The organism is Pseudomonas sp. MUP55 (assembly GCF_034043515.1).
In the GTDB taxonomy this organism is placed as follows: domain Bacteria; phylum Pseudomonadota; class Gammaproteobacteria; order Pseudomonadales; family Pseudomonadaceae; genus Aquipseudomonas.
Genome location: NZ_CP138214.1, coordinates 1,572,084 through 1,587,926 on the forward strand (window position 1 = coordinate 1,572,084; position 15,843 = coordinate 1,587,926).

14 protein-coding genes are annotated in these 15,843 nt (G+C 62.2%); 8 read left to right on the forward strand and 6 right to left on the reverse strand.

Annotated features, from left to right (window positions below; genetic code table 11):
• Positions 1 to 49 precede the first annotated feature (49 nt).
• A complete protein-coding gene (locus SC318_RS07005; RefSeq protein ID WP_320430181.1) occupies positions 50 to 841 on the reverse strand; it encodes a lysophospholipid acyltransferase family protein in 792 nt (263 codons plus the stop codon).
• The gene (gene olsB, locus SC318_RS07010) at positions 841 to 1,596 is read right to left on the reverse strand and encodes an L-ornithine N(alpha)-acyltransferase (RefSeq protein WP_034118547.1); all 756 of its coding nucleotides are present in this window, start codon (positions 1,594 to 1,596) and stop codon (positions 841 to 843) included. Before olsB ends, SC318_RS07005 begins: the two co-directional genes overlap by 1 nt.
• A gap of 185 nt (positions 1,597 to 1,781) precedes the next feature.
• On the opposite strand from olsB, the gene SC318_RS07015 reads away from it, so the two are divergent.
• The 4 genes from SC318_RS07015 to SC318_RS07030 all read left to right on the forward strand — a co-directional run bounded on the left by SC318_RS07015 (position 1,782) and on the right by SC318_RS07030 (position 5,075).
• Complete coding sequence (locus tag SC318_RS07015; RefSeq protein ID WP_320431197.1) at positions 1,782 to 2,855, forward strand: serine hydrolase domain-containing protein; 1,074 nt, start codon at positions 1,782 to 1,784, stop codon at positions 2,853 to 2,855.
• Positions 2,852 to 3,166 (forward strand): amidase, encoded by a 315-nt coding sequence (locus tag SC318_RS07020; RefSeq protein ID WP_320430182.1) that lies wholly within the window; start codon positions 2,852 to 2,854, stop codon positions 3,164 to 3,166. Before SC318_RS07015 ends, SC318_RS07020 begins: the two co-directional genes overlap by 4 nt.
• Positions 3,167 to 3,334: 168 nt before the next feature.
• The gene (locus SC318_RS07025; protein ID WP_320430183.1) at positions 3,335 to 3,916 is read left to right on the forward strand and encodes a YceI family protein; all 582 of its coding nucleotides are present in this window, start codon (positions 3,335 to 3,337) and stop codon (positions 3,914 to 3,916) included.
• Between the two features lies 1 nt (position 3,917).
• Positions 3,918 to 5,075 (forward strand): phospholipase D-like domain-containing protein, encoded by a 1,158-nt coding sequence (locus SC318_RS07030; protein ID WP_320430184.1) that lies wholly within the window; start codon positions 3,918 to 3,920, stop codon positions 5,073 to 5,075.
• 127 nt (positions 5,076 to 5,202) lie between these two features.
• Here SC318_RS07030 and bglX read toward each other — a convergent pair whose 3' ends face one another.
• Positions 5,203 to 7,494 (reverse strand): beta-glucosidase BglX, encoded by a 2,292-nt coding sequence (bglX, locus tag SC318_RS07035; protein WP_320430185.1) that lies wholly within the window; start codon positions 7,492 to 7,494, stop codon positions 5,203 to 5,205.
• Between the two features lie 238 nt (positions 7,495 to 7,732).
• Between bglX and SC318_RS07040 the strand changes: the two genes are divergently transcribed.
• From SC318_RS07040 to SC318_RS07055, 4 genes are all read left to right on the forward strand, one after another.
• Positions 7,733 to 8,344, forward strand: coding sequence for a LemA family protein (locus tag SC318_RS07040; protein ID WP_320430186.1), 612 nt, complete (start codon positions 7,733 to 7,735; stop codon positions 8,342 to 8,344).
• An 18-nt stretch (positions 8,345 to 8,362) separates the two neighbouring features.
• Positions 8,363 to 9,091, forward strand: a complete 729-nt coding sequence (locus SC318_RS07045; protein WP_306491993.1) for a TPM domain-containing protein — start codon at positions 8,363 to 8,365, stop codon at positions 9,089 to 9,091.
• A gap of 31 nt (positions 9,092 to 9,122) precedes the next feature.
• On the forward strand, positions 9,123 to 9,740 hold the full coding sequence (locus tag SC318_RS07050) for a TPM domain-containing protein (RefSeq protein ID WP_320430187.1): 618 nt from the start codon (positions 9,123 to 9,125) through the stop codon (positions 9,738 to 9,740).
• A gap of 401 nt (positions 9,741 to 10,141) precedes the next feature.
• On the forward strand, positions 10,142 to 11,359 hold the full coding sequence (locus tag SC318_RS07055; protein WP_320430188.1) for a class I SAM-dependent methyltransferase: 1,218 nt from the start codon (positions 10,142 to 10,144) through the stop codon (positions 11,357 to 11,359).
• A 138-nt stretch (positions 11,360 to 11,497) separates the two neighbouring features.
• On the opposite strand, the gene SC318_RS07060 is transcribed toward SC318_RS07055, so the two are convergent.
• The 3 genes from SC318_RS07060 to SC318_RS07070 all read right to left on the reverse strand — a co-directional run bounded on the left by SC318_RS07060 (position 11,498) and on the right by SC318_RS07070 (position 15,676).
• Positions 11,498 to 14,056, reverse strand: a complete 2,559-nt coding sequence (locus SC318_RS07060) for a TonB-dependent receptor (RefSeq protein ID WP_320430189.1) — start codon at positions 14,054 to 14,056, stop codon at positions 11,498 to 11,500.
• 118 nt (positions 14,057 to 14,174) lie between these two features.
• A complete protein-coding gene (locus SC318_RS07065; protein ID WP_320430190.1) occupies positions 14,175 to 15,140 on the reverse strand; it encodes a FecR family protein in 966 nt (321 codons plus the stop codon).
• Positions 15,137 to 15,676 (reverse strand): RNA polymerase sigma factor, encoded by a 540-nt coding sequence (locus SC318_RS07070; protein ID WP_320430191.1) that lies wholly within the window; start codon positions 15,674 to 15,676, stop codon positions 15,137 to 15,139. The genes SC318_RS07065 and SC318_RS07070 overlap by 4 nt, the downstream gene beginning before the upstream one ends.
• Between the last annotated feature and the right edge of the window lie 167 nt (positions 15,677 to 15,843).

A 15,843-nucleotide genomic window follows, 5' to 3' on the forward strand; every position in this document is an offset into this window, starting at 1 on the left:
CGCCATCGGGGGCAAGCCCCCTCCCACATTTTTTTTGACCGTGCCCGCTTCAGGCCGCGTAGGCGGGGCGAGTGCCTACCAATTCGGCCTCCGGCAACGGCCCAAACAACGCCTTCTGCACCGCCTGCTGCGCCTGATACGCCAGCGCCGCACGTTCCTGCCCGGCGCAGGCAATCGGTTTGAGCAGGTGAATTTCCACGTCGCCCTGGTCATTGCCGAATAGTCGCATCAGGTGCGAGAGCAAATCGTCATCACCAATAAACGGCGCCAGCGGGTCCACCTGGCCATCGCGCAGGTAACGGATCGCCACCGGTTGCAGCGCCACGTCCGCATCGATCGCACTGGCCAGCAAACGCCCGTGGAAGGTGCGCAGGCTGCGCCCGTCGGTGGTGGTGCCCTCGGGGAACATCAGCAGCGGGTGTTGTTGCTCCAGATGGCGGGTCATCTGTTTGCGGATCAACTGACTGTCACCCGAGCCACGGCGAATGAACAGGCTGCCGGCTTTCGCCGCCAACCAGCCCGCCACCGGCCAGGTGCGCACTTCGGCCTTGGACAGGAACGACATCGGCGCCACAGCACCGAGCAGCGGGATATCGGTCCAGGACACGTGATTGCTCACCCACAGCATCGGTTGCGTCGGCAATTCACCGTGCACCGTCACGCGAAAGGGCAGGGCGTTGGTCAACCGCGCCATAAAAAAGCGCGACCAACGCTGGCGCCGCACCATCGAGTTGGCCACCCCCAGGCGTTCGAACAGGCCAAACACGCTGGCCATGCTCAAGCCCAGCGCCACCACCAGCAGCACCCGGGCGATGCGCCCGTACACACGCAGGCGACCCATCACATCGCCGCCTTGAAGTGGCGGGCGTAACGCGGGCACAACTCATCGCGCTTGAGCAGGATGAACACGTCGGCCACCTGGAAATCTTCATCCCAGCACGGCTCGCCGCAAATCTTCGCACCCAGGCGCATATACGCCTTGAGCAGCGGCGGCATTTCAGCGATGACGTTGGAGGGCAGGTCCAGCGCCGGCAGTGGTTTTTTCGGTTCGGCGCGCAGGTGTTCGTTGCACAGGTAGCGCTCGCGCAGGCGCTGCATGATCGCGTGGGCCTGAATGCCGCCGTCGTGCATCGGTATGCTCGCGCAGCCCATCAGGTAGCTGTAGCCGCCCTGGTTGAGTACTTCGGCCAACTCGCCCCAGAGCACCGCGATGGTGCCGCCGTTGCGGTAGGCCGGGTCGACGCAGGTACGGCCGATCTCCAGGATCGGGCCCTGCAAGTGCAGCAGCCCATGCAGGCTGAATTCTTCTTCACTGTAGAACCGGCCCAGGGTGCTGGCGGCCTGGTGATCGAGCAAACGGGTGGTGGCGACCAGCCGACCGCTGTTCAAGTCACGCACGCCAATGTGGCTGCAGTGAACATCATAGTCATCCATGTCCAGACCCAGTTCGGCGCCTTTGAGCTTGGCGTTGAATTCACCGCTGAATACGTTGAACCGCAGGGCCTGGGCTTCCTGCAAGGCCTTGGCGCCAACCAGGCGTTCGGCTTGCAGACGGCGTTCATTGCCGGTGTCGCTGATGCGGGCGATCTGAGTCATAGCGAGTCTCCGAGTGCCGGCCAGGTTGTACGGCCAGTCGACTTTGTTGTCCAAAGTCAGGCTATGTAGCCTCGGTGTCATCTCCATGAAGTTACGGTGACCGTTGAGTGACAGCCCCGTTGTCGCAAATCTGTCATCGGCCTGGACTACGCTCGCGGGCTTGAATGCCCCTTGAGTTGGTGCCCATGGTCAGAGGCCTGTTGTGCGTTGTTCTGTTGTTCGTCACTGTCGGTGCTTGCGCCGAAACCTGGCCCGGCGAGGATTGGGTGACGGGCCGACTGATCGAAGGTCCTGCCGTCGACGCGCTGAATGCCTACGCGTTCCCGCCCCGCGACGACAACACCCGCCAAGGCATCCGTACCGATGCGTTGCTGGTGATCCGCGATGGCGAAATCATCTACGAACGCTACGCCGCACCCACCACCCCCAGCACGCCGCACCTGACCTGGTCGATCAGCAAAAGCCTGATGGCAACCGTGCTGGGCGTGGCCTACGGCGAAAACCGCTTCAAACTGAGCGACCCCGCCGCGCGCTTTTACCCACCGATGAAACAGCACCCCAAGGTGAGCATGGCCGACCTGCTGCACTGGGCCTCGGGCCTGGACTGGCAGGAAGACTACGAATACGCGCCGCTCAAATCCTCTGTGGTAGCGATGCTCTACACCCGTGGCCGCGCCGACATGGCGCAATTTGCCGCCGAGACCGAGGCCGCCGATGCTCCCGGCCAGGCGTTTCGCTATTCCAGCGGCGACAGTAATATCCTGTCCGCCGCGCTCAAAGGCATGCTTGGGCACAAGGCCTATATGAGCTACCCGTGGGACGCGTTGTTCAAGCCGCTGGGCATTCGTAACGCGACCTGGGAAACCGACGCCGATGAGACCTTCGTCGCCTCCTCCTATGCCTACCTCACCGCCCGCGACCTGGCGCGGGTTGGGCTGCTGATGGCGCGGGATGGGCGCTGGAACGAACGCCAATTGCTGCCCAGGGAGTGGGTCGCCTTCAACCGCCAGCCCTTCGACCACTACAAAGCGGGTCAGGATGAAGCCGTGCCCGGCGGGCAATGGTGGCTCAACCAGGGCACGCCCCAACCCTGGCCCGACGCACCGCCCGACACCTTCGCCGCCCTGGGGCACTGGGGCCAGGCGCTGTTCGTGGTGCCCGGCGAACACCTGGTCATCGTGCGCTACGGCGACGACCGCGATGGCAGCTACCGGCATAACGAACTGCTCAAGCGCGTCTTGGCGGCGGTGCGCTCATGATCCGTCGTCATCCGTTTATCAGCGTCTTGCTGGCGCTGTTGCTCGCGTTGCTGGGCTGGGTGTGGCACGAGCGCGTCAATCTGCAAGCGTTTCCCGACATCATCGCGGCGTACACGGCCAAGGAGTACTGCTCGTGTCGCTACGTGGCAAACCAACCCGCCGATTACTGCCGTGGCTATGTGAAGCAATACGTGCCGACCAGCGCTTTCAATGATAATCCCGAGCGCAGTGAAGTGACGGCGAGCGGGTTGGGGCGTACGCATATGGCGCGGTGGCTGGGCGACCGCCAGGGCTGTCGACTGATCCCCTGAATACACGTCACCCCTGTGGGAGGGGGCTTGCCCCCGATGGCAGCGTGTCAGTCACAGGATGAGTTGCTGGCCCACCGCTATCGGGGGCAAGCCCCCTCCCACATTGGATTTGCGCCGGTTGGGACATTGCGCTTACTGTTCGTGCAGATTTTTCGTCCCTGAGTCCTTATGTTCAACGTCAAACCCCTTGTCTTCGCCTTGCTGACCTGTGCCGCCGTGCCTGCCCACGCCGACTGGTACCTGGATAACGAATCCTCACGCCTGTCGTTCGTCACCACCAAAAACACCGAAATCGCCGAGGTGCACCGCTTCCTCGTGCTGCACGGCAAGGTCGACAGCCAGGGCGCGGCCCAGGTGCAGGTGGAGCTGGAGTCGATCAACAGTGGCATCCCGCTGCGTGACGAGCGCATGCGCAAGGAGCTGTTCGAGATCAAGCAGTTTCCCGAAGCGTTGATCAGCACCCAGATCAACCTGCAGCCGATCAATGATCTTGCCCCCGGCGCGCAAATTGAATTGCGCCTGCCACTGAACATCACCTTGCACGGCAAGACCCGGACCTACGACGCCGAGCTATTGGCCACGCGGCTGGACGACCGACGCTTTCAGGTGGTGACGCTGGAGCCGGTGGTGGTGCACGCCAAAGATTTCGAGCTGTCGCCCGGTGTGGCGGCGCTGCGCAAAGCGGCGGGGCTTGAGTCGATCAGTTTGTCGGTGCCGGTGGGTGCGGTACTGATCTTCACGGCGCGCTGATATGGGCGGCGCAGTGTTCCCTTGGCGCAGCGCCAACCGTTTCGAACTGTTGATCGACGGGCCGAATTTTTTCCCGCAGATGCTGGTGGGTATCGCCCGCGCCGAGCGGCAGGTCGACCTGGAGTTGTACCTGGTGGAGGCCGGAGCCTGTGCCGAAGCGATGGTGCAGGCGCTGGTGCTCGCGGCCCAGCGCGGTGTGCAGGTGCGCTGCCTGTTCGATGATTACGGCAGCCTGGCGTTTACCCTCGGGTTGCGCAAGCGCTTGACCGACGCGGGGGTGGAGCTGCGTTTCTACAATCGCCTGAGCTGGCGACGCTGGATGCGCAACCTGTACCGCGACCACCGCAAGTTGCTGCTGATCGACCAGGAGGTCGCGGTGGTCGGTGGCACCGGCGTCACCGATGAATTCTGGACCCCAGGCCAGGACACTGCCGAGTGGCATGAAGTGATGGTGCACATCAGCGGGCCTTTGGTGCTCGACTGGCAAGCACTGTTCGACCGCCAATGGCATGCCAATGCGGCCCGACGGGAATGGAAACCGGCCACGCATTTCGGCCTGCCGCGCTTGCCCAAGGTGCCTGCAAGCGGGCCTGGCCTTGGCCGCGTCGCCTATGCCGACGCCCGTCAGCACCGCGATATCCTGCAATCGCTGATCCGTGCCCTGAACAGCAGCAAGACGCGTATCTGGCTGGCCACGCCTTACTTTCTGCCCACCTGGAGCGTACGCCGCGCCCTGCGTCGTGCGGCGGGGCGCGGGGTGGACGTGCGTTTGCTGCTCACCGGCCCGCGCACCGATCACCCGTCGGTGCGCTACGCCGGGCACCGTTATTACCCGCGTTTGCTGCGTTCGGGTGTGCAGATCTTTGAGTACCAGCCGTGCTTCCTGCATTTGAAGATGGTGCTGGTGGACGACTGGGTCAGCATTGGCTCGTGCAACTTCGATCACTGGAATCTGCGCTTCAATCTGGAAGCCAACATCGAGGCGTTGGACCCTGAATTGACGCAGGCGGTGGCGGGCAGCTTCGAGCGTGATTTTGCGCAAAGCCAGGCGGTCAGTTTGCAAGCCTGGAAGGCGCGGCCGTTGTGGCGGCGGGTGAAGCAGCGGGTGTGGGGGTGGATTGATCGGTTGGTGGTCAATCTGCTGGACAGACGCGGCTAACAGGAACAATGAGGTCAAATGTGGGAGGGGGCTTGCTCCCGATAGCGGTGGGTCAGTAACAATTATGCTGACTGATCCACCGCAATCGGGGGCAAGCCCCCTCCCACATTTTTGACCGAGTCAGGCTTTAGAGCAATTCAAAGCTCTGCTGCTGCACATCCTGCGAATCCAGCCCGATCTGCACATTGAAGTCACCCGGCTCTGCGGCGAATTTCAGCTGGGCGTTATAGAACTTCAGGTCTTCCTCGGTAATGCTGAAGTGCAACGTGCGCGCTTCGCCAGCCTTGAGCATGACCTTCTGGAAGTTCTTCAGTTCTTTGACCGGGCGGATCATCGAGCCGGCCACGTCCTGGATATACAACTGCACCACGGTTTCGCCGTCCACCTTGCCGGTGTTCTTCACCGTGACGCTGGCGTCGAGCTTGCCGGTCTTGTTCAGGGTGGTGGACGACAGCGCCATGTCCGACAGGCCGAACGTGGTGTAGCTCAGGCCATAGCCAAACGGAAACAGGGGACCTGTGGTGTCATCGAAGTACTGCGAGGTGTAGTTGCCCGGTTTGCCCGGCGTGAACGGCCGGCCGATGCTCAGGTGGTTGTAGTAGGTTGGAATCTGCCCCACCGAACGCGGGAAGGTGATCGGCAGCTTGCCCGACGGGTTGTAGTCGCCGAACAGCACGTCGGCAATCGCGTTGCCGCCTTCGGTGCCGGCGAACCAGGTTTCCAGGATGGCGTCGGCCTGTTGGTTTTCCTCCAGAATCGACAGCGGCCGGCCATTCATCAGCACCAGCACCAGCGGTTTACCGGTGGCCTTGAGGGCCTTGATCAGGTCGCGCTGGCTTTGCGGGATATTCAGGTCGGTGCGGCTGGAGGATTCATGGGACATGCCACGGGACTCGCCCACGGCGGCCACTACGATGTCTGCATGCCTGGCCGCCTCGACCGCTTCATCAATCAACACCTGGGGCGCACGCTTGTCATCCACCACTTCCGGGGCGTCGAAGTTGAGGAAGTTGAGGTAGTCGACCACGGCCTTGTCATTGGTGATGTTGGCGCCGCGGGCGTAGATGATCTTGCCTTTTTTGCCGATCACGGCGTTCATGCCGTCAAGCAGCGTGACGGACTGCTCCGGCTTACCGGCGGCGGCCCAACTGCCCATCATGTCGATGGGTGCCTTGGCCAGCGGGCCGACCAGCGCGATGGTTGCGGATTTCTTCAGCGGCAGCGTCTGGTTCTGGTTCTTCAGCAACACCAGGCTGCGGCGCGCGATGTCACGGGCGTCGGCGCGGTGCAGGCGGCTGTCGGCATAGGTGTCGGCCGGGTCATCCTCGGCCTTGCCGATGCGCAGGTACGGGTCCTTGAACAGGCCCATGTCGTACTTGGCGCCGAGCACTTCGCGCACGGCGTTGTCGATGTCGCTCTGTTCGATCTCGCCGGACTTGAGCAGCCCTGGCAATTCCTTGCCGTACAGGGTGTCGTTCATGCTCATGTCGATGCCGGCCTTGATCGCCAGCTTGGCCGCTTCACGCCCGTCCTTGGCCACGCCGTGCTTGATCAGCTCGAAGATCGCGCCGTGGTCGCTCACCGCCAGGCCCTTGAAACCCCAGTCCCTGCGCAGCAAGTCGTTCATCAGCCAGGTGTTGGCGGTGGCGGGCACGCCGTTGATCGAGTTGAGCGCCACCATCACGCCGCCGGAGCCGGCCTTGATCGCCGCGTGGTAGGGCGGCAGGTAATCCTGGTACATCTTGACCGGGCTCATGTCGACCACGTTGTAGTCGCGCCCGCCTTCCACCGCGCCGTACAGGGCGAAGTGCTTGACGCTGGCCATGATGCTGTCGGCGTTCGCGGCGCTGGCGCCCTGGAAGGCCTTGACCATCACTTCGGCGATGCGCGACACCAGGTAGGTGTCTTCGCCGAAGCCTTCGGAAGTGCGGCCCCAGCGCGGGTCACGGGAGATGTCGACCATCGGCGCGAAGGTGATGTCGAGGCTGTCGGCGGCGGCTTCCTGGGCGGCGATGCGCCCGGAGCGGCCGATGGCGTCCATGTCCCAGCTGGAGGCCAGGGCCAGGCTGATCGGGAAAATCGTGCGATGGCCGTGGATGACGTCGTAGGCGAAGAACATCGGGATCTTCAACCGGCTGCGCATGGCCGCGTCCTGCATCGGCCGGTTTTCCGGGCGGGTGATGGAGTTGAACGTGCCGCCGATGCGGCCGGCGGCGATTTCCTTGCGGATCAGCTCGCGGGGCATTTCCGGGCCGATGCTGATCAGGCGCAACTGGCCGATCTTTTCATCGAGGGTCATCTGCTTGAGCAGGTCGCTGACGAAGGCGTCCTTGTCTTTAAGCGCAGCAGGCTTTGTTTCTGCCCATACGGGGTGGCTGGCCAGAGTGGCAACAAGGCCGAGCAAACACAGCTTCTTCATGAATATCCTTTTTCGGCTCACTGCACAGCGGTCAGGCTGATCGGCCAAAATGTGGGGAGCGTCTATTGTTGTTCGGGTGTTGTTCAGATAAATGCAGCACACTCTGAACTCTTTTTCGCGCTGGGCATCTTTGTAGCTGATTGGCTCGAAGCATTCCAGTGGTGGCGGATTATGCCCCAAGCGCGTGGTTTATAGGGTTAGTCGTCAAATTCCATCCAGATTGGGCAGGAGAAACACCATGCAAGCAGCACAGACTTACCGTTGGGGCTTGAAGGCCGCGGCATTGCTATTGATCAGCAGCGTGCTGAGCGGTTGCGGCATCAACAACATTCCGACCCTGGACGAACAGGCCAAGGCCGCCTGGGGCCAGGTGCAGAACCAGTACCAGCGCCGTGCCGACCTGATCCCCAACCTGGTGGAAACCGTGAAGGCCTATGCCGCCCACGAACAGGACACCCTGACCGCCGTGATTGAAGCGCGGGCCAAGGCCACCTCGATCCAGGTGGACGCCAGCACCCTGGACAATCCCGAGAAACTCAAGCAGTTCCAGCAGGCTCAGGATGGCTTGAGCGGTGCACTCAGCCGTTTGATGGTGGTGTCCGAGCGCTATCCGGACCTGAAAGCCAACCAGAACTTCCTGGCGCTGCAGTCGCAGCTCGAGGGGACTGAAAATCGTATCGCCGTGGCCCGTCGCGATTTCATCCAGACCGTGCAGGCCTACAACACCGAAATCCGCACCTTTCCAGGCCGCCTGTGGCACAGCGTGATGTACAGCGACTTGCCGATCCGCGCCACGTTTGAAGCCACCAGCGCCGACGCCGATAAAGCGCCGCAGGTGAAGTTCAAATAACGCTGCCTTGAGGTGTCGATGCGTTTATTACGGATAGGCCTGGCGCTGTGGCTGCTGGCCTGCCTGGGCACGGCCCAGGCGGCCCTGACCTTCCCGGCATTGACCGGGCGGGTGGTGGACAACGCCCAGATGATCGACCCGGCGGTGCGCGAGCAGCTGACTCAGCAATTGCAGGCGCTGGAGCAGACCTCCGGTGACCAGATCGTGGTGGTCACCGTGCCCGACCTGCAGGGCGTGCCGATTGAAGACTACGGTTACCAACTGGGCCGCCAGTGGGGCATTGGCCAGAAGGGCAAGGACAACGGCGCGCTGCTGATCGTGGCCCGTGACGAGCGCAAGTTGCGCATCGAAGTCGGCTATGGTCTGGAAGGCGTGCTGACGGATGCGCAGTCCTGGGTGATCATCAACCAGGTGATCGCGCCCAAGTTCAAGACCGGCAACTTCAGCCAGGGCATCAGCGACGGCGTGGCGGCGATGATTCAGGTGGTGGGCGGTGAGCCTTTGGCCGTGCCCGCCCATGTGGCGGATGCGAATTTCGCCAAGGACAACCCCGGGTTTTCCATCGGGTTGTTCATCCTGCTGATCGGCGTGTTGTGGCTGTGCAATCGCATGGGCCTGCCGGTGGGCGCTATCCTGCTGGCAATCCTCAGCAGCAGCGGACGCGGCGGCGGTGGGGGCGGCGGTGGCGGGGGTTTTCGCGGCGGCGGCGGTGGTTTCGGCGGTGGTGGGGCTTCGGGCGGCTGGTAATGACAATAACGAGAAAAGAGCATCTACAACCATGGCATTACTGACTGAACACGAGCAGCGCCAAGTGGCCGAAGCGATTGCCCGGGTCGAGCAACAGACCGACGCCGAGCTGGTCACGGTGCTGGCTGCGCGCGCCGACGACTACGCCTACATACCGTTGCTGTGGGCCAGCCTGATCGCGTTGGTGGTGCCCGGTGTGGTGCATTACTTGTCAGGCTATCTGACCATGTACACCTTGTTGCTGGCGCAGTGGGCGACTTTCATTGTGCTGTGCCTAGTGTTCCGTTTGCCCAAGGTCACCACCCGTTTGATCCCGCGTTCGGTCCGCCACTGGCGCGCCTCGAACCTGGCACGCCGCCAGTTCCTGGAGCAGAACCTGCACCACACCCTGGGCAGCACCGGCGTGCTGATTTTCGTCAGCGAGGCGGAGCGTTATGTGGAAATCCTGGTGGATGAAGGCATTTCCAAGCGCCTCGACGACAGCAGCTGGGATGGCATCGTCAAGGCCTTCACCCAGCAGGTGAAGCAGGGGCAGACATTGGCCGGCTTCATTGCCTGCATCGAGGCGTGTGGTGAGTTGCTCAAGGTGCATGTGCCGGTGACGCAGACGCGTAACGAGCTGCCCAACCGCCTGGTCGTACTGGAATAAGCCCGTCAACACCGTTCTAAATGTGGGAGGGGGCTTGCCCCCGATGGCGGTGTGCCAGGCAGCTAATCTGTAGCTGACCCACCCTCATCGGGGGCAAGCCCCCTCCCACATTTGAATCGCGGCGCTCCAGCTACTCGTTGATCGTTCCCACGCTCCGCGTGGGAATGCCTCTTGGAACGCTCCGCGTTCCGCCACCGCTGCAAGTTTCGTCAATTGCGCGCGGGCGACGCAGAGCGTCACGGGCTACATTCCCACGCGCGAGCGTGGGAACGATCGCTTGGTCATCAAGACAGTTGCTCCCATATTTGGAACTGCAGTGACCATTGGTCAAATAACTCCGTGCCCTGGCGGGTTATCCCTCCTAAAATGCCCGGCATTCTTTACCCGAGGCCTTTTTGTTCATGTCCGTCACCGCTCAACCTGCCCGCCCCGCGCCGGATCATCACGCCCAGTTCATCGAACTGCTGAGCGCAAGCCTGGCGCAGAACGCCTTTATCAAGCTGGTGCTGGCCAAGTACGTGGGCGAGGAGGCCGAACTGCAGCGGCTGATCATCAAGCCGGTGACGGTCAAGGAGCAGCCATGCCTGTCCTTCGTCTACCGCTACAAGACCCGCGACATCACCAAGAACTTCCCCCATGCGGACGGCGTGGCGGCGATCGCCGAGCTGCTGCCGGCCTCGTTCAAGAACGCACACTTGTTGTCGCTGACGGACGAAGCCCAGCTGGAATACAGCAAGAAGAACAAAAGCTCGCTGTTCAAAAGCAAGCCGCAGCAGTTGCGTGAGGCGCCGTCAGCCGAGCATAACCGCGAGAAAAACCGTTTCCTCGACCTCAGCCGGCCGTTCCTTGCCGACCTGGGCGTGACCGACGCCAAGCAGGCGCTGATCCCGTCGATGTCGCGCAAATGGAAACAGATCAACAAGTTCATCGAAGTGTTCAGCCATGCGCTGACGTCCTCGCCACTGAAGCTCGACCAACCGGTGCGCGTCGCCGATTTTGGTTCGGGCAAGGGCTACCTCACGTTCGCGATCCACGACTACCTGCGCAATACGCTCAAGGCCGAGGGCGAAGTGACCGGTGTCGAGCTGCGCGAGGACATGGTGACCCTGTGCAACGCCGCCGCCGCGCGCCTGGAACACCCAGGGCTGGTATTCAAGTGCGGCGACGTACGCAGCGTCGCGCCGAGCGAGCTGGACGTGATGATCGCCCTGCATGCCTGCGACATCGCCACCGATTATGCGATTCACACCGGCATCCGTTCCGGCGCGTCGATCATCATGTGCTCGCCGTGCTGCCACAAACAGATTCGCCTGCAGATCCAGAGCCCGCTGTTGCTCAAACCGATGCTGCAATACGGCCTGCACCTGGGCCAACAGGCGGAAATGGTCACCGACAGCCTGCGCGCCCTGTTTCTTGAAGCCTGTGGCTATGAGACCAAGGTGTTCGAGTTCATCTCGTTGGAGCACACCAACAAGAACAAGATGATCCTGGCGGTCAAGCGCACGGAGCCTTTGGAAAATACGCAGTTGCTGGCAAAGATCCAGGAACTCAAGGCGTTCTACCACATCACCGAACATTGCCTGGAAACCCTGCTGCGCGCCGATGGTTTCTTGAACTAGGCACGAGACCAATGTGGGAGGGGGCTTGCCCCCGATTGCAGTGTGTCAGCCAACAGATTCATTGGCTGATCCACCGCCATCGGGGGCAAGCCCCCTCCCACATTTAGACTCCACTTCGCTGAGAGACAGGTGTAGCAATCAGAAGAACCGCGTCACGCTGATCTTCGCATCGCGCCCCTTGGTGTAGGCACGGTCGCCGCTCAACGCCGGGCGGAAGTTGTTGTTGAACAGGTTGTCCACGGTGAAATTCACCTCGGTGCCTTTCAGGTACGCCTGCTGCGGTGCCCATTTGGCGAACAGCCCCTGAGTGTTGTAGCGCTTGTTGCCGTACTGGTCGTAGAACAGATCGCCGACCCCGGAACCCGGCCCGCCGGAGTATTTGTCGCTGGGCAGGCGGTCGGTGGCGCCGATGAATTGGCCCATCCAGCCCACCTGGGCGTCCCAGGCCGGGATGTGGGTGCCCAGCACCAGTACCCATTTGGTCGGCGGGATATCCCGCGCTGCCACGTCCGGGCCCCAGGGGTTGGTGTAGGCGCCTTCGTGCTGGCCTTTGGCATAGGCGAACGACACCGAGCCGAACAGGTAGGTGGAGTTGTAGATCGACTCGATCTCGATGCCCTTGATGGTCAGGCCGCCGATGTTGCGGTAGTTGGGCAGCGCTCCCGGCGGGCAGGCGGAGGCGATGGTGCCGCCGTTGACGGCCTGGTTCTGGCAGCCCACGCCGGTGGCCTTGAAGATTTCGTCTTCGACCTTGTTGTGGAACAAGGTGGTGCGCAGTTGCAGGTTGTCATCCTGGGCGATGAGGTTGTCGAAGTGGGTGATGTTGCCCAGGGTAATCGAGGTGATGCGCTCCGGGTCGAGGTCGACACTGGTGGCGGTACGGCTGCCGAGGCCTTGCACTTCGTATTGCTCGTCGATCACGGGGGCACGCCAGGTCTGGCTCCAGTTGGCGAACAGGCCGACGTTGGGCGTCACGGTCCAGAACAGCGCCAGGCGCGGCGACCAGCCGGTGTAGGTGCGGTCGCTGTAGTCGTGGCCAACGGCTGGGTCGGGGTTGTTGTAGTACGGGGCATCATTGCCTTCGCCCCGGTTGCGCACATGGTCGTAGCGCAGCGATGGGGTAATGGTCAGGTCGCCTAGGGTCACCGCGTCCTGGATAAAGAAGCTGTTGGTGTCGACCTTGCCGTGGGGCATGAAGCCCGGCTGAAAGTGACCATAGTTGTAGCGCGGCGTGTTGTAGGTGCTACCCGGCATCCACATCTCGGTTTCGCGCACGTGCTTGCGAACCTGCCCGCCCACCGTCAGCGCATGCTGCAAGGGCCCGGTGTCGAACAGGCTGACGTTGCGTATGTCCAGGTGCTTGTCGGTGTAAGCGGTGTCCATCTTGCGCCCGCCGGTGGCCAGCTGGAAAAACGCGGTGGCATCACGCTCGTCGGTCTGTTCGGTGTTGGACTGGGAGTACTTGACGGTCAGGTCCACCAGCGGGTTGTCCAGCGGCTGGTACTGGTACTTGCCCGACCAGGTGGTGTCGACGGTGTCGCGGTGCGCCAGGAAGCGCTTGAGCGCGCCTTCGTAACCGTAGCGGTCGATGTTGGCCTGGGTCGGCGGTGTGGGGTAGCTGGCGGCGGAAAACGGCGTCCAGCGGTTGCTGTGGGAACGCGAGTAGGACAGCCCGACACTGTGTTCATCGGTGAAGTGCGCATTGACCTTGAACAGCTTGCCATCCACGTCCTGAGCGCTGTTGGGCAGGCGCTGGGGATTGATCGGGTACTGGTTGTTCTCGTTGGGTAATTTGCCGGCCACCTTCATGTCGCCGCCGTCGCGTTGGGTCAGGTAGGCCAGCGCGTCGAAACGGCCGTCGTCGGTGCGGCCATACACGGCGCTGCTATACACCTGTTCGTGGTCGTTGCTCGAATAGCCGTACTTGAGCATGGCGCCGCTGTTGCGACCGTCCTTGAGCAAGTCCGGGGCATCCTTGGTGGTCATGTTCACCGTTCCGCCAAAGCCGCCGTTGCCGGTGAAAGGCGAGTTGGGGCCTTTCTCCACCTCGATGCTCTTGATCAGCTCCGGCTCGATAAACACCGTGCCCTGCTGGTAGCGCTCAAAGCCGCTCTTGGTCGCGCCATCGACGGTCATTGGTACGTCTTCGGCATCGCCGAAACCGCGGATGTTGATGGTCTGGCCGCCGGGTTTCAACGAGCCGCCCTGGCTGACGCCGGGCAGGGTCTGCAGCAGGCTCGGTATGTTGTTGGACTGGTAGCGGTCGATGTCGGCCTGGGTCAGGGTGGAGCGGTTGACGGTGCTGGAATTCACTTCGTTGCCGGTGCCGATCACGCTCAAGGTATCGAGCTGGATCGTGCTGCTTTGCGTGGTCCTGGCGGCCTCGGCGCGTACCACATAAGTGCTGCCGACCTTGATCAGGGTGAACTCACCGTCCTTGAGCAAGGTACGAATCGCCACTTCGGCGCTGTAGTCGCCCTTGAGCGCCTGCGCCTGCACATTTTTGAGCACCGCTTCATCGAACAGCAGCTGGATTTTCGCTTGCTGCGCCACTTGGCTCAGGGAGGTGGCCAATGACTGGGCGGGCAGTTGCAGCTTGAATGACTCGGCCTGGGCGCTGACGCTGAACGCCAGGCAGGTTGCAAGCAGGGTTGTTCGAACAAACAGGTGCGAAGCAGGGCAAGGCGCGCGAAACATGAGATCCCCCGGTGCGGCTAAATAGCCAAAAAGGTGTGCGTATCAAACACAGACGGGAGGAAGACGGCGCAGCCAGAGAAATCCACATATGCAAATGCAAAATATTCTCATGTGCGAACTACTTGCTCGATACGATTCGCACGATGCCGTCGGCCGAGGTCACGGTTTTTACCGGCAGCAGCGCGGGCAGGGCGTTGAGCAGGGCGTCAGGGTCATGCACATCCAGGTTGCCCGACACCTTGAGTTGCGCCACGGCCTTGCTCACCTGCAACGGCGCCTGGGGGCGGTACAGACTCAATTCGTCGATCAGGCTGGCCAGTTCGCGATTGCGAAACGACAAGTGCCCGCTGCGCCAATCGGCGACTTCTTCGGCGCTGAGGGTTTGTTGCTGCAACGTGCCCTTGGCGTACTGATAAATCGCGCGCTGCCTGGCCTCGAGCAGCGTCACCGAATGTTTTGCATCCGGTTCGAACGCTACTTGGCCATGGGCCACGCTGACCACCAACTGCTGTTCGCTGCGGCGCACATCGAAGCCGGTGCCCACCACCCGTACGTTGGCCTCGCCAGCTTGTACGTAAAGTGGGCGTTCCTTGTCGGCGGCCACTTCGATGTACAACTGGCCTTTGTCCAGGTGAAGGATGCGCTGGTGCGCGGTGAAGTCCACGCGCAGGCGGGTGTTGGCGTTCACATACAAGGTGCTGCCATCGGGCAGATTCAGGGTACGCATGCCCTTGGCATGCGCGGCAACCTGGCTGTGATACAGCTCGCGAGGCGCACCGAGATGGGGGGCAAGCAGCGCGCAGAGCAAGGCGGCCGCTACCGCCAGGGCAGGGCGCCACGCGGATGTGCGCCGAGGCAGCGCCACGGGTTTGTTCAGTTGCTGCAACTGGGCAAGGTCAGCCCACAATTGCTCGAACTCGGCATAGGCGCGCGCATGGGCCGGATTGGCCTGCCAGGCGGCAAAGGCTTTGCGGTCGGCACGGCCCGTGTCGTTGCGGTTGCGTGCAAACCAGCTGGCGGCTTGGGCGTCGATGGAGTCGCTCGCTTGGCTATCCAGCGCGTCGATGTCGCTCAGGCGGTTCATAGTGGCTGCTCCGTGCCGGGTTCAGGTTGAAGGCGTCGCTTGCAATGCAGCAGGGCAAAAGCGATGTGCTTTTCCACCATGCTCGTCGAAATACCCATGCGCGCGGCGATCTGTGCCTGGCTCAAGCCTTCGAAGCGATGCAGCATAAGGGCTTCTCGTCGGCGGGGCGAGAGTTCGGCGAGGACTTCTTTCAACTGTTCCAGGCGCTGGCTGCGCAGCGCGGCGGCCATGGGCTCGTTTTGCTCGTCGGTGACCGGTTCGGTGTGCGCCTCGGCCGAATCGGCATGGACGCTCTGGCGGACCTTTTGTTTACGCCAGTGATCGCGCAACAGATTGCGCGCCATCTGAAACAGAAACGCCCGAGGCTGCTCGACCTTGGCCCGGTCGCGGTAGTCCAGCCATTGGGTAAACACATCCTGGGCCATGTCCGCCGCGTCACTGGCGTTGCCCGTGCGTTTGCGCAGGAAATACAGGATATCTGCATAAAACCCGCGACAGGCATCGGCCGACAACGGGTCGGGCTTGGGACGAGACATGGATATCCTTCTTGACGAAGCACGGCTTGGAAAAGTCGCGAATGATATCGAGAATTATTGTTATTTGTCTCTGATTATGTGGGAGGGGGCTTGCCCCCGATAGCGGTGAGTCAGTCAATGCATTCTTCGGCTGTCAAACTGCAATCGGGGGCAAGCCCCCTCCCACA